Origin of the sequence: Paracerasibacillus soli, from assembly GCF_042432965.1 — a bacterium.
Lineage (GTDB): Bacteria > Bacillota > Bacilli > Bacillales > Amphibacillaceae > Paracerasibacillus > Paracerasibacillus soli.
This window is the reverse complement of the sequence record NZ_JBHLWL010000067.1, coordinates 267242-290840: the sequence shown is the minus strand read 5'-3', so window position 1 is coordinate 290840 and position 23599 is coordinate 267242. Positions and strand designations below refer to the sequence as shown.

The window sequence follows — 23599 nt, the reverse complement described above, 5'->3', positions numbered from 1 at the left end:
CATTTGCCGCATTACAAGAAGCGATTAAGGTTGCAGAATCAGCCCTTGAAACAATCGAAACCGAGGAAGATTTAGTAGCCGCAATAGCCGCGTTACAGTCTGCGCTTGATGGATTGGAAGAATCGCCAGGAGAGGAGCCTACGGAACCAGAGCTGGATTTATCAGAATTAGAAAAACTAATCGAAACAGCGAAGGGAATTTCGAATGAAGATGGTAAGTATACGTCCGATTCATTTGTCGCATTACAAGAAGCGATTAAAGTTGCGGAATCAGCCCTTGAAACAATCGAAACCGAAGAAGATTTAGTAGCCGCAATAGCCGCATTGCAGTCTGCAATTGATGGATTGGAAGAATCGTCAGGAGAAGAGCCTGCGGAACCAGAGCTGGATTTATCAGAATTAGAAAAGCTAATCGAAACAGCGAAGGCGATTTCGAATGAAGATGGTAAGTATACGTCCGATTCATTTGCCGCATTGCAAGAAGCGATTAAAGTTGCAGAATCATCCCTTGAAACAATTGAAACCGAGGAAGATCTGGCAGCCGCGATAGCCGCGTTGCAGTCTGCAATTGATGGATTGGAAGAATCGTCAGGAGAGGAGCCTGCGGAACCAGAGCTGGATTTATCAGAATTAGAAAAACTAATCGAAACAGCAAAGGCGATTTCAAATGAAGATGGTAAGTACACGTCCGATTCATTTGCCGCATTGCAGGAAGCGATTAAAGTTGCAGAATCGGCACTTGAAAAGATAGAAACCGAGGAAGATCTGGCCGCCGCGATAGCCGCGTTACAGTCTGCAATTGATGGATTGGAAGAATCGTCGGAAGAAGAGCCTACGGAACCTGGTAACCCAGAAGATGTAGATAAAGATGATACAAATCAAGATGGTGCAGTTGCCGATAGTGATAATGAACTACCAAAAACAGCAACAACGATATTCAATTGGCTAGCACTAGGATTTGTTTTCATTAGTTTAGCATTCGTGCTGTTTGTAGTTTCTAATAGAAGAAGGAAACAGAACATATAACGAAACGATAATCTAATATTCAGTAAAATCCGTGATACGCACCCCCGAAGTTAGACCTAAAATCTAACTTTGGGGGTGTTTTTTATATTGCGGTTAACGAGCTTTAGGTTCCGGACTGATTGAAGTGTCACTCTTATCTCCGGTGGCGAACGTAAGGAATCCCAGGCGTCCGCCAAATGAAACACGAGAACCGTCCCCATGTTTCATCCGTCTCCATGTTTCATTCGGTATTGGGATGGTGTTTGTTTTGTTTCTCTTTTGAATGCTTGTGAAAAGAATGATTGGGATGAGAAGCCGTTGAAACTGGCGATTTCTGCTATGGTATAATCGGTTGTTTCTAATAGTATTTGTGCTTCTTTAATTCGTACTTGGTTTAAATACCCGATAGGGGAGATGCCGATTTCTTCTTTAAATATATGTGCTAAATAGTATTTGTTTATATTGCCTACACTTGCTAGCGTATCAAGCGTAATGGGGTCGCGGAAATTTTGACAAATGTAATGTTTGACTAATGCGACTGATTGATTCATTCGATAAGATTTTTTTTGCTGGACAATGATATTTTTCTCACGCTGCAGTTTAATAATTAGTATTTCTATAATATTGCGACAAATAACTTCGTAATCGAGATGCCGATGCTGCACTTCGTTTAGTAGTTTATTAAGGAAAAATAGAATACTATCTTTATCAGCTTGGTAAGTAAATAAACCTATTTGTGTTTGCTTTTTTTCTTGCGGAATGGAAAAAGAAATACCTTCAAGTCCTAATGCGATATACTCTAGAGAATCTTGGGAATTTGATCTTTCTGTGTGCTCAATATTCGGATTGATGATAACTAAATCATTTGCTTTAACAGGTACTTCATGGTTTGGAAGTACGAAAGCTCCTTTGCCCTTCACGATATAAAAAAGTTCTGTGAAGTGATGGGTATGTGCTGTACTATGCCAACCTTTATCATATTCCGAATGGGTTATGTATAATAGTTCGAATGAAAGTGGAGCTTCAGGAACATCTTGCATTTTATAAACTTCGTATGCCATACCATTCCCTCCCAATTACTACTTTACTTTTGATTTTAACCACTACTTCAACAAAAAGCAATAAACATAAAAAAACTAACAATATGTTTATTGTGAAAGCGCTTTATAAATTATAAGATTAAGATGGAAATACAAAATAGTTTTTAGGGGGCACATATTATGAAATTGAGAAACTTGTTAGTAGCATTGTCTCTAGTATTAGTTGTCGCTTTAGCCGCATGTGGCGGTGACGAGGAAGACGGAAATACAAATAAAAAAGATGGTGACAAGGCTGATGGAGGAAACGAGCAAGTAACCCTTCACTTAGCTGCACTAGAATCAGCTTATGGTGCCGATGTATGGGAAAATATTATTAAGGCTTATGAAGCAAGTCATGAAAATGTCACTGTCGATTTGACGATTGCTAAAAATATAGAAGAAGTAATTCGTCCAGAAATGCAGGCAGGAAATTATCCGGATGTTTTCTTGTTGGCAACAGACCGTGAAGAAGCTTTAACAGAAACATTAATTAAAGAAAATGGTATTGAAAATCTTACTTCTATTCTTGATATGAATGTATCTGGTGAAGAAGTAAAAGTAGCAGATAAATTATTAGACGGGTTTACAGATACATTAGCAACGAATCCATATGCAGATGGAGATATGTACTTAGCACCAATGTTCTATAGTCCGACTGGTCTATTCTATAATGCAGCATTGCTGGAAGAAAAAGGTTGGGATGTTCCTGAAACATGGGATGACATGTGGGAACTTGGGGATAAGGCAACAGAAGAGGGTATTTCACTTTTCACTTATCCAATTGCAGGATACTTTGATACGCTAGTACGTTCTTTATTATATGCATCAGGTGGTCCAGATTTCTTTAATGATGCAATGACATATAAAGAAGGAATTTGGAAATCAGCAGAAGCTACAAAAGTACTAGAAACAATTGAAAAACTAAGTGAATATGTACATCCAAATACAGTAGCAAACGCTAATCCAAATGATTTTACGAAAAACCAACAATTAGTGCTTGATAATGAAGCATTATTTATGCCAAACGGAAGTTGGGTTGTTGACGAAATGGCAGAGGCTCCACGTGCTGATGGGTTTGAATGGGGTATGATGGCTGTTCCAGCTTTTGAAAAAGGTGGAGACCGTTATGCATTTACTTTCTTTGAACAAATTTGGATTCCTTCAGAAGCTCAAAATAAAGATGCTGCCAAAGACTTCCTTACATTTATGTATTCAGATGAAGCAGCAGATATTTTCTTAGAAGCAGGAGCTGTTCAGCCAATTGATGGGATTGTAGAAAAATTAGATGAGCAAAAACAATTGTTCTACAGTGTATATGAAGCAGGAGCACTTCCAGCTATGGGAACATTCGCATCAACAGATCCTGTAGCAGGAGCAAACATTGGTGATGAGCTGTACAAGAAGATTGATAGTGTGATGAGTGGAAAAATTACGGTAGAAGAATGGCAAAACAGCATTGAGGAAGTGAGCGGTAAGCTAAGACCAGCTATGAAGTAGGCTTCCCTACCATGTAATTTGACACTATAAGGCGGCAAATTCTTATAAAAATGCCGCCTTATCTTTATAAAAGAGGTGAAAACTTTGAGTAAGTCAAAATCAAGAAATGTATTTATTGCCGTCTGTATTTCTCCAGCGATTATTTTATTCACCATATTTATGGCTTTACCGACCTTTGAAGTGTTTCGAATGTCACTTTATAATTGGGGCGGATTTTCAAAAAATAAGGAATTTGTCGGATTAGATAATTTTAAAGTGTTATGGAATGATATGAACTTTATTCAATCCTTCCAAAACTCAATCGTATTAATTGTTCTCGTTGCATTAATTACGATTGTACTCGCAGTTTTCTTTGCGGCAATCTTAACGAAAGAAAATATATTTGGTAGTAACTTCTTCCGTATTATTTTCTACATCCCTAACATTTTATCAATCGTTGTTATTGCGGGGATATTCTCAGCTGTATATGATCCAGCTAGTGGATTGCTAAATAGTATTTTTGGAGTGATTAGCTTAGAAAGTCTCAAGCAAATGTGGCTAGGAAACCAAGATATTGTCATTTATAGTGTTGCGGGAGCATTGGTGTGGCAAGCAGTTGGATACTATATGGTCATGTATATGTCAAGTATGGCAAGTATTCCAAAGAGTTATTATGAAGCTGCCTCCTTAGAAGGAGCAGGTAAAATGAAACAATTTACGAGCATCACGCTACCATTAATTTGGAATAACTTACGTACGACATTGACCTTCTATATTATAAGTACGATTAATTTAAGCTTTTTACTCGTGAAAGCGATGACTGGTGGAGGGCCAGATGGTTCCACGGAAGTATTCCTCTCATATATGTATTCCCAAGCTTATGGTAACTCCACTTATGGCTATGGAATGGCAATCGGTGTTGTAATATTTACATTCTCATTCGCACTTGCTGGAATCGTCAGTTACATTACGAAGCGTGATGTACTGGAGTATTAAGGAGGCTTTAGAAAATGAATAAGTCCAAAGGGATACGTACAGAAACACTTTATAAAATATTTATTTATGTAACACTTCTGGCATTGGCTATATCTATCATCATACCGGTAGCCTGGGTGTTCTTAGCATCAATCAAAGAAAACAAGGAGTTTTATGGGAGTCCATGGGCGTTACCAGACGGTTTTTACTTTCAAAACTTTGTAGAGGCCTTTTTTGACGCACATATGGGGGACTACTTATTAAACTCTGTTATTGTAACAGCACTAGCTTTAATCTTCTTACTTATCACCGCTTTACCAGCAGCTTATGTTTTGTCGCGGTTTGAATTTAGAGGAAGAAAGTTTCTGAATTCATTTGTGAAGGCTGGATTATTTATTAACGTCAGTTACATAGCTGTACCGATATTCTTAATGTTACTTGGTTGGGACTCTGGTGTAAAAGCAATTTTTGGAGATGGCTTGTTTTTAAATAATCGGATGATCCTTGCATTAATCTATGCATCTACCGCTTTACCTTTTACGATTTTTCTATTATCTAGTTATTTTGAAACATTACCATCAGATTTTGAGGAAGCAGCAAGTATTGATGGAGCTGGTCATTATCGAACGATGTTTTCCATCATGCTTCCAATGGCCGCACCAAGTATTATTATCGTTGTGCTATTTAACTTTCTACTATTTTGGAATGAATATATTTTGGCTTTAACGTTAATGCCAGGTGCAAATAAAACATTACCAGTTGGTTTATTGAATTTATTGGCGGCAGAAAGGGCAGCCGTGAATTACGGACCGATGTATGCAGGTATGGTAATCGTAATGTTGCCAACATTAATTTTGTACATTATTGTCCAAAAGCGTCTAACACAAGGTATGACGGTTGGTGGGGTAAAAGGTTAGAACAGATATTAAACATGAAGAACAATTTTTGCCTGGGAGGATTTTAAAAATGAAAGAGAATATGTTACGAATTTTAAAAGTCGTCTTCTTTTTCTTTTGTCTGTTTTTAATCATTAATGGACAAAGAACAATCGGGAAAATCCATTTACTAACGCAATTAATCGGGCTTGCTGGATTGTTGTTCTTACTTTGGAATTACAATCGAAAATATGTGTAGTAGTTCCACAGTTTCGCAGTTCACATTAAAAATATAGATAGCAAGCCTCCCTTTAAATTTGTGTTAGAAAGGACGTGACGAGTTTGAAATATGCAATTGGTATTGATGTTGGTGGCACAACTGTCGCAAGTGGCATTGTGAATCATCATGGAGATTTGATTCAGAAAGTGATTATTGATAGTGATCCAACAGATAAAGAAAAGATGTTTGATTGTGTTGTAACTTCAGTAAATAAGCTACTTACCCATTCAAGTATACCGCTTGACCAAATTTATGGTATTGGGGCTGGTGTACCAGGGAAAATTGATCGGGAAAAAGGTATCGCCGTCTATCAAAATAATTTGCCTTGGGATAATTTCCCCTTCGTTCAACGCATTCAAGAAGTTTTTCATGTAGAGCGGGTTGTAATGGATAATGATGTTTACATGGCGGCATTTGCGGAATGGAAAGAAGCTGGATTAAAAGACGAACTATTTGTCTATTTGACGATTAGTACGGGGATTGCCACCTCGATTATAAATGGCGGTCAGTTCATAAGAGGAGCAGGATTTGCTGGAGAATTGGGGCTTATTCCTGTATTTGCACCTCATCATGAAGAAGGGCTTGCACGATTGGAAAAGGTTGCAAGTGGTCCAGCAATAGAAAAGTTTGGCAAAGAACAGTTCATGGACCAAACCATATCGAGTAAAAAAGTGTTTGATGCCTACTATGCAGGTGATCCGAAAGCAGATAGTTTAATAGATGAGGTTACGACATCGATTGCACATGGTGTTTATATGATAAATAGTTTACTTGATCCACATCAAATCATGATGGGTGGTAGTGTGGCGACCCGTAATCCTGCTTTATTGCATCATATTAAAGAAAAATTAGCGACATACTTGCTTGATGAACAAAAGCATATTTTGGATCATATGGCAATTAGCACACTCGGAAATGAACAAGGAATTATTGGTGCCGGATTAAGAGTTTTCGATACATTTCATGACTAAAGATATTATAACGGCATGAGAAATGGACGAATAAAAGTGATACATCATACATGGATTACAGGAGGAAAATATTATGCTTAAAAAAGGAAGAGTGACATTACCAGCTGAGGAGGGTTTGGAAAAGGAAATTTCCCGACTTGTCGACCAGTGGGGAGCGGATGCTGTTCGTGATTCTGATGGTACAAAATTAACAAAAGAAATTATGGGGATGACAGATAAGGTATATTCGAAGTTATTTTTCACTCGCGGTGACCAGGAATGGGCAAAAGCTAACCTTGATCAATTGCAGCACTTTTACCTCATGTCAGAGCATGTCACAGCGCATACAGAAAAGGTCGTCATTCCGATTATGAAGGGATACTTTGATCAACAGGTGAAGCCAGATACAGACCATGATCCAAAGGAATGGTGGGAAGTAATCAATCGTACTACAGGGGAGGTCGTGAGCCCAGAAGATTGGTCGTATCACGATGAAACAAAAGAAGTCACGATTGACAATGCTAAAAAATGGCATCGCTATACAGTAAGTTTTCTTGCTTGGCAGCTATGGGATCCTGTTCATATGTATAACCACATTACGAATAATTGGGATACGGAACACCATATGACATATGATCCACACTATCCAGAAACCCGAGAATATATTTTAAATAAATTACGAACATGGCTTGAAGACCATCCAGATACAGATGTTGTTCGTATTACAACTTTTTTCTATAACTTTACATTAGTCTTTAACGACTTGGCGATGGAAAAGTATGTGGATTGGTTCGGTTATAGTGCAACAGTTAGTCCTTTAGCATTACAAGAATTTGAAAAAGTAAAAGGCTATAAGTTGCGCCCAGAAGATTTAGTTGATCAAGGCTATTATAATTCACCGTTTCGCACTCCAAGTAAAGAATTTTTAGATTGGATGGATTTTCAGCAGCAGTTCGTGAGTGAACTTGCGAAGGAATGTGTTGATTTAATCCATGAATATGGCAAGGAAGCAATGATGTTCCTTGGTGATCATTGGGCGGGAACAGAACCTTATGGCAAGTATTTTAAAAATATTGGCCTAGATGCAGTTGTCGGATCAGTTGGTGATGGAACAACGCTTAGAATGATTTCTGATATTCCTCATGTAAAATATACGGAAGGAAGATTTTTACCTTACTTTTTCCCTGATACTTTTAAAGAGGGTGGCGACCCTGTAGGAGAGGCAAACCAGAATTGGATGCAAGCGAGAAGGGCTATTTTAAGAAGTCCAATTCAACGGATGGGGTATGGTGGATATTTAAGTTTAGCGTTAGATTTTCCGGACTTTGTTAAACGTGTGGAAGAAATAACGAATGAATTTAGAGAAATTCACGATCATTCTAAGGAAACGAGTTCATATAAAGCGCCATTTAAAGTAGCAATATTAAATAGCTGGGGGAAAATAAGAACGTGGATGAGTCACCATGTGCACCATGCGATTTGGTATAAACAATGCTATTCTTATTACGGTATTTTGGAAAGTTTAAGCGGCATGCCGTTTGATGTAGAATTTATGAGCTTTGACGATATAAAGCAAAATGGGATTCCAGAAGATGTCGGCGTCATTATTAATGCCGGTGATGCTGGTACATCATGGAGTGGAGATAAGGCTTGGTTAGACGAACAAGTTGTAAGCACCATTCGGGAATGGGTCCATCAAGGTGGTGGATTTATTGGTGTCGGCGAGCCGACTGCACATGAACATCAAGGCGAATTTTTCCAACTAGCAGATGTATTAGGTGTACAAAAGGAAATTGGCTATAGTTTAAGTTTAGATAAGTATAATAAACAGTCGGAAGAGGCGCATTTTATTTTAGCTGATCAATATGAGCCAATTGATTTTGGTGAAAGTATGAAATACGTATATCAATCAAATGCCGAGACAAAAGTGCTTGCAATGGAAGAAGGAGACGTAAAAGTAGCAGTTAATGAATTTGGCGAAGGACGCTCTGTCTATATTGCTGGGTTACCGTATAGTCCCGAAAATACAAGATTGTTATTACGGACCATTTATTGGGCTGCATCTGAAGAAGCAATAATGCAAAAATGGCATACAACAAATGTGCAAACCGAATGTGCTGCATATCCTGAAGCAGGTAAGTTTGTTGTGATTAATAATTCATATGAAACGCAACAAACGACAGTTTATAAAGCGGATGGATCAAAAGAGGCATTAACATTACAGCCAATGGGCTATAAATGGTTCGATATTTAAATTACTAAAGACAAAATCCAAGCTGGTCGTAGGTGTTATTTAACCCTATGACTAGCTTATTCATGTCATGTGGCTTTTCACAATGATAAAATAAATACGAACTCGAAAAACATGTATCAAATCTAGCCATACATTTTAAAGCGTGCACCAGTTTTTTTAAATAGATTGGTTAAAGGGGATGCTCATCATGCAAACATTATCCATACTAATCAAACCAGCATCTTCAAGCTGTAATTTAAGTTGTCATTATTGTTTTTATCATGATGTTGCAGAACATAGAAATGTAAAAAGTTTTGGTAGAATGCGTGATCATGTTAGAAAGGAAATCATTCGAAAGGCTTTTGCATCTCATGTTAGGGTTGTTTCTTTTGCCTTTCAAGGTGGCGAACCGACATTAGCAGGATTAGACTTCTTTCAAGCATTTGTTCGTGAAGTGGAGGAGCACAACACGAATCATATTTCTGTACATTACTCCCTACAAACAAATGGATATGCGCTAAATGAAGCGTGGATTTCCTTCTTGAAAGAAAATCACTTTTTAGTTGGAATTTCCCTCGATGGGCCCAAGGAAATTCATGACTATGGGCGAGTAACGAATCGGGGGAAACCTACTCATAAACGGGTGATGCAAACGATTCGCTTGCTCGAGAAATTTTCTGTACCATTTAATATTTTATGTGTCCTTACTTCTTATACGGCGCGTCATATTACGAAAGTATACAATTTTTTTCAAAAACAAGGATTTAAATATGTACAATTTATCCCTTGCTTGGAGCCACTGGAAGGTGAGGAAATAGCCAACTATTCAATGAGTGCGGAAGAATATGCTGATGCTCTACATATTTTATTTCGAAAATATAGGGAAAATATTTTGGCGAGGAATTATATCAGTGACCGTTTATTCGATAACTTTATAGGAATGTGTATGGGACAGGAACCTGAAAATTGTAGCATGGCCGGTGCGTGTTCTACTTATTTTACAATTGAGGCAAACGGAGACGTTTTTCCATGTGATTTTTATGCGCTTGATACGTATAAAATGGGAAATATAATGGAGAAAGACTATGAAGAGATGTTTACTGGAGAAGTTGCAACCGCATTTCGTAAAGAGTCTGAGCCGTTAAGTGATGCATGTCAAACTTGCAAATATGTTTCACTCTGCCGTGGTGGCTGTAAACGGTATAAACAATTGGCACCAACTACGAGTCAGAAACAATTTGTTTATTGTGAGTCTTATTATACATTTTTTGAAAAAAATGTTGCCGCTATGTTTGAATTGGCTCAGCAAGTGCGAAGAGGAATTGGCTGATTGTATATTTTTCATGAGGGAGAGGAAGTGTTTTGATGCAAAGACCAAATGTGTTATTAGTAATGGTTGATCAAATGCGAGCAGACTGTTTAAGCATATTAAATCACCCAGTAGTGGATACACCTAACTTAGATCAGTTGGCGCGGGATGGCGTGTTGTTTAATCGCGCTTATGCCGCTACCCCATCATGTGTTCCTGCACGTGCAGCGGTGCTAACTGGGATGTCTCAAAGATCCACACGACGTGTCGGTTATGAAGACGAGGTACCTTGGGATTATGATGTAACGATGCCTGGTGAATTCGCAAAAGCTGGTTATCATACGCAAAGTATTGGGAAAATGCATGTTTATCCAACCCGAAATTTATGTGGGTATCATCACGTCGTTTTGCATGATGGGTATATGCACTATAACCGATTTAAGCATAAGACAAAAGCAATAGACTCATTTGAACAAACAGATGATTATTTACCATGGTTAAGAGAACGTGCGGGGAGCCAAGTTGATTTGCTTGATTTAGGCTTAGACTGTAACTCGTCAACTGTTGCAAGACCGTGGGCACTTGCGGAGGAGTTGCATCCGACAAATTGGGTAACTACGCAAGCCATTGATTTTTTAAGAAGGCGTGATCCGACGAAGCCGTTCTTTTTAAAAATGTCGTATGTACGACCTCATCCTCCTTTTGACCCTCCACAAGTATATTATGATATGTACAAAGACCTTGAACTACCTGATCCGCCAGTAGGGGATTGGGCAGAACAACATGATGATGCTAAGTCCGGCTTTAATCCAGTGACGGCAAAGGGGAAGGTACCGAAACGGCGATTACAGCAAGCGCAAGCTGCTTATTATGCGTTAATTACGCATATTGATCATCAAATTGGCCGATTTTTCATGGCGATGCAGGAGTATGGCGTGTATGACAACACAGTCATATTATTCGTTTCTGACCATGGTGAATTATTAGGCGATCATCATTTATTTAGAAAAACATTGCCATACGAGGGTAGTGCAAAGGTTCCGCTTATATTAGCGGATCCAGGGAATTACTTACAGCGGGAAAAAAATATTCAATTAGACCAAGTAACCGAGTTAAGAGATATTATGCCTACATTACTAGATGTGGCCAATATTGAAATTCCCGACACAGTTGAAGGAAAGAGTTTGCTACCACTATGGGATCAGCGTACTTCCACACCGTGGCGAGACTATATTCATGGAGAACATGAATTTGGTGAGCAGAGCTATCATTATATTACGGACGGAAAAGAAAAATATATTTGGTTTTCACAAACGGGCGAAGAACAATTTTTTGACTTAGTACAGGACCCAAATGAATTACACAATTTAGCGGATGATGCTAATTATGGAACGAAAATGACAACGAGAAGAAATCAGCTAATACATGAACTAAAAGGTCGCGAAGAAGGATATACCGATGGTGATAGATTAATAGTTGGCCGACCAGTACGACCAACTTTGATAGAAAAGTAAGCGATATGGCACGATTAGGGGACCTCCTTATGTTTGGCATGAGGAGGATTTGCCGTTTATGTATCGTAGAATTACTTGTTGTAAGACTCCATTTCAAGCATGCTAGGAGATGTAAAGCATAATAAGTGGGTGAACAACAGCAAGGATAAGCTTGATTTATGCAACTTACAATCATGAGGAAAAGTGCCAAGGCGGTATGCCCTACTGATTGAGATTTCACTTTATTTCAGAGAAAAAGTGGTGACAGCTATGGAAGGTGTATTATTACTTTTAATTGGGTTAATTTCTGGCGCTTATGGAATTTTAGTAGGAGCAGGTGGTGGATTTATTTTTGTGCCAGCGCTTCTTTTAATTATGCATTTGCCACCACATGTGGCTGCTGGTACCGGATTAGTAATTGTTTTAGTTAATTCTCTATCTGGCGTGACTGGTTTCGTCCGGCAAAAACGGATTGACTATAAACTAGCTTGGCTCATTTCTTTAGGCGCTTTTCCGGGGTCGTTTATAGGTGCGAAGCTAACACAATATGTTTCATCAACAGTATTTTATGCATTGTTTGCAACAGTTCTAGTCGGTTTAGGTTTGTTTTTATTAGTGAAAAACCGCAAAGGACAGTCTTTGCCAAATGAAATCCAATATGATGAACCGCTAGGTATAGGCGTCGTTACTTCATTATTATTGTTTGGTATATTTATGGGGACCTTATCTACCTTTTTCGGTTTAGGTGGAGGTTGGTTAATGGTACCCGTATTGATTTATATTTTTAAAGTGGCGCCACATCGAGCAACAGCCACTTCTATTTTTGCTCTCTGTTTATATTCTGTCGTAGGTGTTGTGATTCACATTTATCATGGAAATGTAGACTGGATGGCTGCCTTTTTTGGCGGAACCGGTGCTATGATTGGTGCACAAATTGGTGTGTTTATTTCTAAACGTATTTCTGGAAAAATGATCATGCAACTGTTATCTATATTATTAATCGTGATTGGTGTTAAGATGCTTCTATAATGGAACGGGTATGACTACTCGAATGAACTTGCTGTAAGACTCCTATTTTTTCGAGCGTTCATCGAGATTTAAAAGGTTATAGTGGGGGCAGCGGATCAACATCTAGGAAAATTCCGTTTTGTTTAACTAACAATGAGTAGAGGGAGCGTGAATCTTCTACTAATTGAGGTTATCCTTTATATATCGTAGTAATAAAATGAGTTGGCAATGGAGTTTAGGGGAAGGTGGCATGTATACATGGATGGAAAGAAGCTGCACATTTCAAGCTGTTGTGCACCAAAGCGGCAACATACACGAGAAAAACTGAAACAAAAAGTATCCGACCATCATCAAGATTTGGAACACGCGATGATTTTTCTTTCTGGGGGAGATTTTTTAATGGGAACAGATGATGAGCAGGGCTTTCCACGTGATGGCGAGGGACCAATTAGGCGTGTTTCTGTTGCTCCTTTTTACATCGATGCCCACACCGTTACAAATGCGCAGTTTAAAAAATTTGTTGACGCAACAGGTTATCAAACAGATGCCGAACAGTATGGGTGGTCGTTTGTTTTCTATTTGCTAATAAGCGAGACAGTCGCCAAAACAGTTACGCAAAAAGCCCAACAAACACCATGGTGGTGGGTCGTTGAAGGGGCTTATTGGCAACAACCGGAAGGACCGGATTCAACCATTGAGAATCGGATGGCACACCCTGTTGTTCACGTTTCATGGCATGATGCAATTGCCTATTGTAAGTGGGCGGGCAAACGACTTCCTACAGAAAAGGAATGGGAATATGCTGCAAGAGGCGGACTGGAACAAAAAATCTATCCTTGGGGCGATAAATTAAATCCAAATGGAAAGCATATGTGTAATATTTGGCAAGGAAATTTCCCTATGACGAATACGAAAGAGGACGGGTATGTAGGTACAGCACCAGCCACATCATTTCCGCCAAACGATTATGGATTGTACAATGTTGCCGGAAATGTTTGGGAGTGGTGTGATGATGTTTTTACAACAGCATATGTTGCTGGAAAAGAAACGGGTCATGTCACACAAAATGACGAGGGAAGAGTCATGCGTGGTGGTTCATTTTTATGCCATGATAGTTACTGCAATCGTTATCGTGTGGCTGCTCGTACATCGAATACACCTGATAGTTCAGCGAGTAATGTGGGATTTCGCTGTGTAGCGGATAGGTAATATTTTTGTTTAAAACAAGTTGCTGAAAAAGGGGAGAAATTTATGCAAACTAAAACGGCTATCATCATAGGAGCTGGTGACCGTGGGGGATCGGCTTATGCGCCATATGCTGAAAAATATCCGAACGAACTAAAAATTGTTGGTGTAGTAGAACCGAAGGAAGAGAGAAGAAATAGGTTAGTATCCCTTCATCAAATACCTGAGGAAAATACGTTTTATACATGGCAAGACATGTTTAAACGAAACAAAAGAATAGCTGATATCGCGATTATTACAACGATGGATCAGGAACATTATGAACCGACTAAAAAGGCACTAGAACTTGGCTATCATGTGTTACTAGAAAAGCCAATGTCTCCAGATCCAACAGAATGTATTGAAATGGAGCGATTATCTCAAAAATACAATCGACAGTTTACGATTTGTCACGTGTTACGGTACACGGATTTTTGGTCATCCATTCGGAAAGTTATCCAAGCAGGTACGATTGGTGAAGTGGCATCAATCCAATTAAATGAAAACGTAGGTTATATGCATATGTCACATAGTTTTGTACGGGGGAATTGGCGTAATAAGGAACAGGCTAGTCCTATGATTTTACAAAAATCTTGTCATGATATGGATATTATCAATTATGTCATGGGTAAAAAATGTATGCGAGTTAGTTCGTATGGATCACTGATGCATTTTAAGGAAGAAAATGCACCTCCAAATGCCGCGGATCGCTGTCTGGATGGTTGTCCGGTTGCACTTGATTGTCCCTTTCATGCGGGACGTTATTATTTAAGTAAAGCAGGTAGGGGTTGGGCAAGAAAGTTTGCCAAAGATGATACAAATGAGGCGATTATAACGGCTTTAAATGAGACAAATTATGGGCGCTGTGTTTTTAAGTTGGATAATGATGTCGTGGACCATCAAGTCGTGAACATGGAATTTGAAGATGGTGCAACGGCAACATTTAGTATGTGTGGATTTACGCGTGATACGACGAGAACGGTGCAAATCATGGGAACAAAGGGAGAAATTCGTGGGAATATGATGGACAACCGTATTTCCATCTTTGACTTTTTAACGAAAGAAGAAACGGTCATTCATTTTGCTAAAACTGATAGTGGTCACGATGGTGGCGATGAAAAAATTATGCGTTCATTTCTAGCGGATATTGATCATAAGGGGAAAAGAGAAAGTGTATCTTCAGCGAAGGAATCGCTTTGGAGTCATTTGATGGCATTTGCTGCGGAAGAATCGAGATTACATCATGGGAAATCAATTGAACTTGATGAATATTATCATTCTTTTTTAAGTGAAAATGTCGTTAACTAGTTTACATATTTCATGAGTTTGAACGTGCATGTGCATCGTAAATCTCATCCAGTAAATATGTATAGGATAGTATTCGAGAAATGTATATTATTTTCGGCATTCAAATCAGACGTTATATTCGGGGTTAAAAAAAGAAATCCGTTACTCAAAAAATATCTCGTTTATAAATAGCGAAGGGAAAAGCCACAACAGTGTTAGGAGTTGGATGGATGAAATTAACGTATGTACACCAAATTGGAGACAAGGAAATAAATGAAGATGCTTATGTAATAAATGCAGATGCAGCAATTTATGCTGTGTTAGATGGCGCAACAGGAATATCAGGAATTCCTGGCTATGTCGCATCTCATACTGTGGAAAAAGAATTATCACATGCAGCGCCTTCTGCCGAGTTATTTCAGATTGTGGAAGCTGCGAATCGAATGCTAAGTGAACAAAACCTCGCATATTTTTCCAAACATTATCAATACGCACAAAGACTTACGGATATTCCGAAAGAACAAAGGGGATCAACAGGATTGGCAGCTATCAAGTTTGCCTCTGATATGACATCATTCCAATTTGTTCATGCTGGAGATTGTATGATTTTTCTACTTTATGAAAATGGAGATATACGTGCGATTACATACGATGTCGTGCAATATTTTGACCAAATAGGGATGGAGGCGCTCATGGATTTACGCGGAAAAGCAGCATACGCATCCGCTCCGTTCCCTGAATTAATGCAAAAAGTCAAACCAACTTTACTGAACAATAGGTTGAAATTAAATACAAGTGAAGGGTATGGCATTATTGACGGTAGTCCTGAAGCAATGCAACATGTTGAATGTGGGAAAATATCATTAAAAAGAGTCAAGAAGATTTTGCTCGTAAGTGACGGATTGTCTATGCCAGTCACATATGGAGATGCTACTAGTTGGGAAAAGACCGCTACATTTGCCTTTGAAAACGGCTTAGATGCACTATGTAAAGAAATTCAACAGTTGGAAAACAACGATCCCAACTGCCAACACTATCCACGATTTAAAAAAAGCGACGACAAAACCGGACTCATGATTGAATGGTGAAACATGGGGACGGTTCTTGTGTTTCATGCTTAATCCCCTCTTTGTCAAGGGTTCTATTGCACTTTGGAAAGTATCGTAGAGGATTACAAATCCACTGCGGTACTTTTTTGTGAACCATGAGAAGAAGATTCTCATATTATATTCAGTCTCCGCATATAATACGGTGTTCATAGTGGAAACGAATGTGTGGGGAAATAACGATATGTCAATTTAATTAGCTACTATTAGTGATTAGGATAAGTTCTTTACCTTATTAATGCTTTGCTTTTAAGGATAAAAGTGCTAATAATCAAGGGTAAGTATGAACCTTCCACTGATTGAAGTTCACTTGATGTGCAAGCATCTACGACCATGATTCCGACTTTTACTTTACAATCGAAAAACTAACAATAAAGACGTAACGTCCCTGGGAACACGGACATTATATGCATCGACCTTCCCCGATTGATGTATAAAATAATGTTTATATACCTAATCGACACTATCTTTGCTATTAGATTGGTAGCGATTCTTATAAGAATTGCATCCTCGTGGTGGGAACAGCACCCATTTTTGAAGATGGAAAACAACCCCTATGTAAATTTCCACACAAGGGCTGTTTCTATTATTTTTAATCCAAATAATAATCTATTATTATTCTTTTTTAACTCGCTTACGACCATAGAGAAGTATCAAGCCTGCTGCAAAGAAGGTCAAACCAATTAAAAGCAGATTATAAAGCGTTGTAGCTGTTTTCGGTAATTTTTTGCCATCTGGGTCCTTGTTTGACGCTTGCTGGCCAGTGTTATCAGTTTCATTTACAGTCCCAGTATCATTGTGATGATTATTTTCTCCACCTATCACATGCTCATCATTTTTATCTGAATTATCCGGTATAGCTGGAACATCTGGTTCCTCTGGATTACTTGGAATTTCAGGATTCTCGGGCTCATCCGGATAGCTTGGCTCTTTAGGATCTTCGATTACTTCTTGAACTAATTTAACTATAACTGTTGTTAAAGGATCGATTGTAATATCATCTTTCGTAATTTGAACACCTTTTGGATTGTCTATTTTAACTACCCCTGCCAGCTGACCGTCAACGATTACATCTCCTTTCGTTAAATCTAAGTCAGATAGTGTTAGGGTACGTTCCTTATCGTCTGCATTAATAAATACAGCAAATGCTTCAGATTGGTCAGAAGAAACTGCTTGATAGCCAATGATTAAATCCTCTGCTTTTATTTCTGGAGCATTAATGAATGTAACCTGCTTATCAATTTCTTCCATTGTACCTAATGAAAAGGCATCTGTTGAACGGCGTAACTTTATTAAGCCAGTTGTGTAGTCGCGTGTTTTATTGTGAATCGGATACTTTTCTGCATTTGTCGCCATTTCCCAATCTATTTTATTAATGGCATCTGTGGAATCGTAGGAATCATGGATGAAATATGGGTATACAAATGGATCGCCATTTTCATCTGTCATATAAGTTGATTTATAGGGTTGTTCATCCGATTTGCTTCTAAATTGTTTTGTGCGTCCGAATTCTTGCCCAGCATGAAGAAAGGCTGTTCCTTGCGACGTTAAGACCATTGCATTCCCAAGCCGGATCCGTTTATGAATTTCCTCTTGATGGTATTCAGGATCCCTTTTTATCGACTGGGCGATGACATCATGTAATGTTAAATTATCATGTGCTGCAATATATTGTACGACATCACCCGGATTTGTCGCTAAGAAATTACGTGGTTGAGCTGATATATTATCAAAAATCTGCTGTGTGGAACGTGGTCCACCTGTTAGAAAGCGTGGTTGACCTTCACTTCCGAAGCCAGACTTTAACTCATTTCTAAATTCATCTGAGAAAACGCCGACGCTTTCTGTATGTTGCATCCAGTTTTGATCAGCTGGCATAACCGAATCTCCTTCATCTCCTGCATACGTAATCCACCCCTCGCCAATCATGATGATGTTTGGATTCAGTTGTTTCGCTTCATCATATGCAAGTTGAATGGTTTCTGCATCATGGTCACCCATCATATCAAAACGGAATCCATCAATTTTAAATTCATCAACCCAATACGTAATTGAATCAACTAATAATTTACGTGACATTTTATGCGTTGTTCCTAAACGGCCACCACCGAAGCTTGTTCTTGGTGTGCCATCCGCGTCCATAAAGTGATAGTAATTCGGTACCAAGTCTTCAAAGATATCTACCTTTGCTGTATGATTGTATACGACATCTAGGATAACACCCATTCCTCGTTTGTGAATTTCTTCGACTAGTCGTTTAAACTCTTCAATCCTTTGTTCCGGGTTATCTGGATTTTTCGAATACATACCGGTAAGTGAGAAATAACTATGTGGATCATAGCCCCAATTATAATTATTTCCGGATGATGACCAATCTAATAAGCGTTCGTCACTTTTCCACTCGTTACCGAAATAGTAACTCATGACGGGAAGTAATTGAATATGTGTAACACCTAAGTCTTCAATATAATCAAGCTTTTCAATAAAGGATGCAAATGTGCCAAATTGTGCCGTTAAGTCATCGGCAATACTAGGATCAGATGTAAAATCTCTTACATGAACTTCATAAATAATTGCATCTTCGCGTTTTTCAAATCCATCTATTTCGGCATAGTTAAGTTTTGGCCCGATAGTAGACGGTTCAACGATGGACGCTTTTCCTATAGCGTATTTTCCGCCACTTTCTTCATTTGCCCAACCCGCCATAGATTTTGCATACGGATCGAGTGCTAATTTTGTTTCATCACCATGGGTAACTTTATAGTGATAATAGTATCCGCGTAGGCTATCTAATCCAGTATTTTTATTATTTAACTTTACTTCCCAAACACCTTGTTCATTTTTTGTCATTGGTAAATTTTCTAGAATAACTTTATCTTGATTGTTTGTGTCATATAACACGACAGATACTTGATCAGCTTTAGGTGACCATAATTTTAATGTTGCCGTTCCATCTTTGTGTAATTTCGCACCTAATTCACCGTCGTAAGCATACATTTCATCTATCATTCGCCAACCACCTTGTATTATAAATGTTTGCTCTCCATATGAGACTGTAAATGGGGAGGCATTTAAATCAAAGTCACCATAAAGTTCAACCATCGTATTGTCGATAATCGAAATGATGTCAATATCTATCTTTTGTCCATTTTTATCGACAAGATTTATATTTTCCTTCAAAAGTTCCGCTGTTAATTCGTCTGTTTTAGAAAACTTAAGTTGGATTTTCTTATCTGATAAAATTTCACCCGATAAAAGCATGGTTGCAATGGAGCCATACGGATTTGTATAGATATTTTCGTCCCCGTCTGTAATAAATAATTGGTTATATTTAAAATTGGAATACGTATAATCTACGGTTTGTTCTTCGTTTTCCTTATTTACAAAGAGAAAGCTTAGTTTTTCCGGGTTGTCTGCTAATGTGACATCATAATAAGCCCCGTAAGGTCCAATTTCTGTGTAATTCATGGCATCGTTTGGCCATTCGTTGGAAGGGTTCAAAACGTCATCCCATGTCCAAATGCCGATTGGCCCATAAGTTTTATCTGCCTTTTTATAATGGATGCGAATTGTACTTTCCGGAAGAACAATAGGTTCTACGATTGCTACGTCGTCGGAGCCCTCCTCAATCCAGACTTCATTTATATCTTTGGAAAATAATTCAACAAACTTATCGTTGCCATCTTTTTCACCTGTTTTTGTATGAACGACTAAAAAACCTACTTTTTGGGCATCTTTTGCTAAAGGAATATCTACATATGCGCCATATTCGGTTCGTTGTGTATCTTTAAAGGCGGTGCTACCAGCTGGCCAGTTTTCAGACGGAGCTGCAACATCTTCCCAAAGCCATAATCCTAAATCAGTAAATTGATTATCTGCCCGTTTATAATGAACGCGCAATGTGTTATCTGGAATCGGAGTAAATTCATCCTTATTTACTTCATCTGTAATAAGTATAAAAGTTCCCCCGTCTTTTTTGCTAGGTAAATTGACGGTTACTTTTTTGTTCTTGCTAACTTCAACGGTTGTGTCATTATACTTATCTTGTATTTTCGTATTTCCTTGGAAAGGGACTGTAAAGGTTATGTCTTGTGCTTTGTCTGTTGTGTTAATCCCGACAATAGCTGATTTTCCATCATATTTTCTTTCAAATACGAGATAACCCATGTCATCGCTACCTGCTAGCAACTCATAACTACCTTTAGAAAAGAGCTTTGAGTATTCAGCACGAATATTTAATAGCTTCTGGTAATGGTCATGTACGCTATTTCCTTCCACTTTATCCCAGGGGAATACATAACGATTATCATACTCTGGCCAATTTTCCTCACCAGATAAGCCTAATTCCTCACCATAATAAATAACTGGTTGTCCTTTTGATGTTATTTGTAATGTTGCAGCGATTTTTAATTTGCTCGGATCCTTGTCACCTATAAAGTGTAAGAATCCTGGTTCATCATGGCTACCTAAGAATTGACCGAACGTTCCTGCAGAATCGATACTATCTGTTCTTTCTTGAATTGCCTTGCTAACAGAATCTATTTCACCATTTACTAGTTGACGAGCAATGTTCTTAAAGTCGAAATCTAGTAACGAATCCATTGTTCCTGTATGCAAATAACGGTTTGCATATTCGTTATTAGGCGCAGCACCAAATGCTTCACCGATTAATTTAAATTCAGAATCAGCACGTGTTAATTCATTTTTGAAATGCATCCATGTTGCATCATCAACGTGTTTTACTGTATCTACACGGTAATAATCGATTGAATTGCCTTTTTCAGTTGTTGCCTTTTTCAACCAATTTGTTTGCCACTCTACAAGTTGATTGCGAACGTCTGGATTCTCTGTAATAAAATCTGGTAAACCAGCAAGTTCACCTGTCACCTCATCACCAGCATCGCCACCGTCTTGGCGCAGCATGTCGGCAAATCTTTCACGGTCTTTATCAGATGGATAACCTTCTGGTGGATTGGGGATAGATTCGTCTTCCACTTTTAAACCATAACCTGAGTGGTTTAATACAACATCAACCATTAGCTTTATTCCGCGTTCACTTGCAGCATCAATCAACTCATGAAAGTCTTTCATTGTGCCTAAATGAGGATTTAATTTTTCAAAATCTAATGCCCAGTAACCGTGATACGCATAATAAGGTGTACTTGTTTCCTCGTTATAAGCAACATTATGATAGACGTTTTCGACAATTGGTGTAATCCAAATGGTATTGATTCCTAAATCTTTAATGTAGTCGAGGTTCTTTGTAATTCCTTTAAAATCGCCACCTTGGTATGCACCAGGTTGTGATGGGTCGTAGCCAATTTGGTCATTATTTGCTTTATTTCCATCAGCAAAACGGTCGGTGAGCATAAAGTAAATCCGTGCTTCATCCCAATCAAAATCATTTTCATCTTTTATCACTCTTGGCTCAATAAGAAGTGTGATTTCCGTTTCGTGTGTGCCACCATATATGTCTGTTACTGTTATGGGAAGTGTCTTTTTCCCTGTTTCAATTGTGTCGGTAACAGCGAGTGTTAAGGCTTTTAATTGTGTATCTATTTTTGTTTTCTTTTTACCGCCTAAACTTGATAGGTCAACGGTGATGTTTTGAATGAGCGAATCATCTAGTTTTTTACCATCATGCTGTAATAAATTTACTGTTAGTACGGTATTTTCATTATAGTTAATAGAATCTGCTGATAGCTTAGCCGAAACATCCACATCTAAAGAAGCGATATCAATCATCGATTTTCCGTCTTCATTGAGATTATACGGGTCAGATACCTCCGTTGTTTTTCCGTCGATTGTTACGAGGTATGTGTATTCATATGTCTTTTCTTCCAAACTACTTACTGTAGTTGTGAATCTTTCATTTTCAGTTTCATAGGTCATGTTATGCGTTTTACCGTCAATTTTAACTTGGACGGAATCAATCGTATCCATTGCATCCTTTGCATAAAGGTTAGCATCACGATAGAAAAATGTTATGTCACCTTCCTTAACAGAAGGAGCGCTAGCAAATGGAATCGTTTGAAATTCAAATTTTCCTTCTTTCACAAATACTTTCGTTAACTTTTCGGTAGGACTGACATTAATTTCTCGATCTTTATCAACATCAACTTGGTCCCAATTTTGCCCTTTACGTAGCTTAAAGCCGAATCTTTTTATACTTGGGCCAACTTCAATATTCGCTATTGCCACATCGCCAATTTCATCAAAGTCTATTTGATCGTCTTTTGCTCCTGTGTTCCAAACCCACAAATTCCAGTCATCGTAATCTTTGTTTTTGCGGTCGTATATGAAACGGACAGTAGGGGGTGTATACGTTTCTATTTTTGGTTCATTGTAATAGACTTCTTCATCTCCTTCAACGAGCCATACTTCAACTTGACTTTCACCTTGAGGAATTTGAATGACCCTATCCATTTCCTGACGTTCCCATTCTCCAAGCCGGGTAATGACTTTAATTTCATCTTGAACAAAGTGCTGTGTGAGTTGAACAAAATCACCATTATTTGCATCAAAGTCATAGGCGGCTCCATTTAAAGCATCCCCAAAAATCCATGCTTGCCAATTTGAGGCTTGTCCATCATGACGGTAATAATTGATTGTATATTTGTTCATGTTGTCAACAATTGTAATTTCCTTTTGAGAAAGATACCCGTCATATTCGGCTTGTAATGTAAAAGTCTTATCTGTTTTCGCGTTATCTGTAATAATAAGCGTATTTTTGTTTAACTCTACACCATTAGGGGCTTGGAGTAATGTCCACGTTGGGCTTACTTCATACCTTTCTCCCTTACTATTTATGAAGGTCTTATCAAGTGTAGTCTCCGTGCCCTTTTCTAGTGTTGTCGGTATATTGTCTACCATGACGCCAGGTACGTGAACGATGGAGTTACCATTTTTTTGTAGTGGGTTGGGCGGGTCTAAAAATTCTCCGTTGGCCCAAGAATTTCCTTTGACAAGTTTATATTCATATGTTCCAGGATGTAGGTGGGATGTTGTTGTGAAAATATCATTTTTTCTTTCCATCTTTATCCCATTTCCAACATCCCAATCATTCATACTGCCAACTACATAAAGCTGGTCTCCATCATGTACTGCTTGGAAAGTGACATTGCCTGTTTTGTCGACAATTGGACTTTTGATTTCATCTTTATTACTGTTAGCAGCAAATGCTGGTGATACACTTGTGAAAAGACTGAATAACATGAGCCATATTAAAAAAATCGATATGCCTTTTTGATGTCTTTTTATATGCATCTATGAATCTCCTTTTCTTTTATTTGAAGGTGCC

General features: G+C 38.3%; 14 protein-coding genes and 1 pseudogene. 13 read left to right on the top strand and 2 right to left on the bottom strand.

All coding sequences use genetic code 11. From position 1 onward, the window contains the following. Window positions 1-113 precede the first annotated feature (113 nt). On the top strand, window positions 114-1025 hold the full coding sequence (locus ACFFIS_RS18210) for an LPxTATN C-terminal sorting signal domain (protein ID WP_512700601.1): 912 nt from the start codon (window positions 114-116) through the stop codon (window positions 1023-1025). A 203-nt stretch (window positions 1026-1228) separates the two neighbouring features. Here the strand turns inward: ACFFIS_RS18210 and ACFFIS_RS18055 are convergent, their stop codons facing one another. After that, window positions 1229-2065, bottom strand: a complete 837-nt coding sequence (locus tag ACFFIS_RS18055; RefSeq protein WP_320380047.1) for an AraC family transcriptional regulator — start codon at window positions 2063-2065, stop codon at window positions 1229-1231. Window positions 2066-2224: 159 nt separating this feature from the next. On the opposite strand from ACFFIS_RS18055, the gene ACFFIS_RS18050 reads away from it, so the two are divergent. From ACFFIS_RS18050 to ACFFIS_RS17995, 12 genes and pseudogenes are all read left to right on the top strand, one after another. Next, window positions 2225-3580, top strand: coding sequence for a carbohydrate ABC transporter substrate-binding protein (locus ACFFIS_RS18050; protein WP_390188643.1), 1356 nt, complete (start codon window positions 2225-2227; stop codon window positions 3578-3580). A 159-nt stretch (window positions 3581-3739) separates the two neighbouring features. Then, window positions 3740-4555, top strand: coding sequence for a carbohydrate ABC transporter permease (locus tag ACFFIS_RS18045; RefSeq protein ID WP_390188677.1), 816 nt, complete (start codon window positions 3740-3742; stop codon window positions 4553-4555). Between the two features lie 14 nt (window positions 4556-4569). Beyond that, a complete protein-coding gene (locus ACFFIS_RS18040) occupies window positions 4570-5451 on the top strand; it encodes a carbohydrate ABC transporter permease (protein WP_320380042.1) in 882 nt (293 codons plus the stop codon). A gap of 49 nt (window positions 5452-5500) precedes the next feature. Then, a complete protein-coding gene (locus ACFFIS_RS18035) occupies window positions 5501-5668 on the top strand; it encodes a DUF6903 family protein (protein WP_320380041.1) in 168 nt (55 codons plus the stop codon). An 83-nt stretch (window positions 5669-5751) separates the two neighbouring features. Next, the gene (locus ACFFIS_RS18030) at window positions 5752-6660 is read left to right on the top strand and encodes an ROK family protein (RefSeq protein WP_320380040.1); all 909 of its coding nucleotides are present in this window, start codon (window positions 5752-5754) and stop codon (window positions 6658-6660) included. A 70-nt stretch (window positions 6661-6730) separates the two neighbouring features. Beyond that, entirely contained in the window at window positions 6731-8893 is a 2163-nt protein-coding gene (gene gnpA, locus ACFFIS_RS18025) for a 1,3-beta-galactosyl-N-acetylhexosamine phosphorylase (RefSeq protein WP_446686917.1), read from the top strand. Between the two features lie 187 nt (window positions 8894-9080). Further along, window positions 9081-10202, top strand: coding sequence for an anaerobic sulfatase maturase (locus tag ACFFIS_RS18020; protein ID WP_390188640.1), 1122 nt, complete (start codon window positions 9081-9083; stop codon window positions 10200-10202). A gap of 35 nt (window positions 10203-10237) precedes the next feature. Further along, the gene (locus ACFFIS_RS18015) at window positions 10238-11695 is read left to right on the top strand and encodes an arylsulfatase (RefSeq protein WP_320380033.1); all 1458 of its coding nucleotides are present in this window, start codon (window positions 10238-10240) and stop codon (window positions 11693-11695) included. Between the two features lie 183 nt (window positions 11696-11878). Beyond that, window positions 11879-12703 carry a sulfite exporter TauE/SafE family protein gene (locus ACFFIS_RS18010; RefSeq protein ID WP_390188638.1) on the top strand — a complete coding sequence of 275 codons (825 nt, stop codon included), beginning with the start codon at window positions 11879-11881 and terminating at the stop codon, window positions 12701-12703. A gap of 351 nt (window positions 12704-13054) precedes the next feature. After that, window positions 13055-13891, top strand: a pseudogene (locus tag ACFFIS_RS18005) (formylglycine-generating enzyme family protein); the annotation flags it as partial. 42 nt (window positions 13892-13933) lie between these two features. Continuing rightward, window positions 13934-15214, top strand: a complete 1281-nt coding sequence (locus tag ACFFIS_RS18000) for a Gfo/Idh/MocA family protein (protein WP_320380030.1) — start codon at window positions 13934-13936, stop codon at window positions 15212-15214. A 209-nt stretch (window positions 15215-15423) separates the two neighbouring features. Further along, window positions 15424-16281, top strand: coding sequence for a PP2C family serine/threonine-protein phosphatase (locus ACFFIS_RS17995; protein ID WP_320380029.1), 858 nt, complete (start codon window positions 15424-15426; stop codon window positions 16279-16281). Window positions 16282-16914: 633 nt separating this feature from the next. On the opposite strand, the gene ACFFIS_RS17990 is transcribed toward ACFFIS_RS17995, so the two are convergent. After that, complete coding sequence (locus ACFFIS_RS17990; RefSeq protein ID WP_390188635.1) at window positions 16915-23565, bottom strand: pullulanase; 6651 nt, start codon at window positions 23563-23565, stop codon at window positions 16915-16917. Between the last annotated feature and the right edge of the window lie 34 nt (window positions 23566-23599).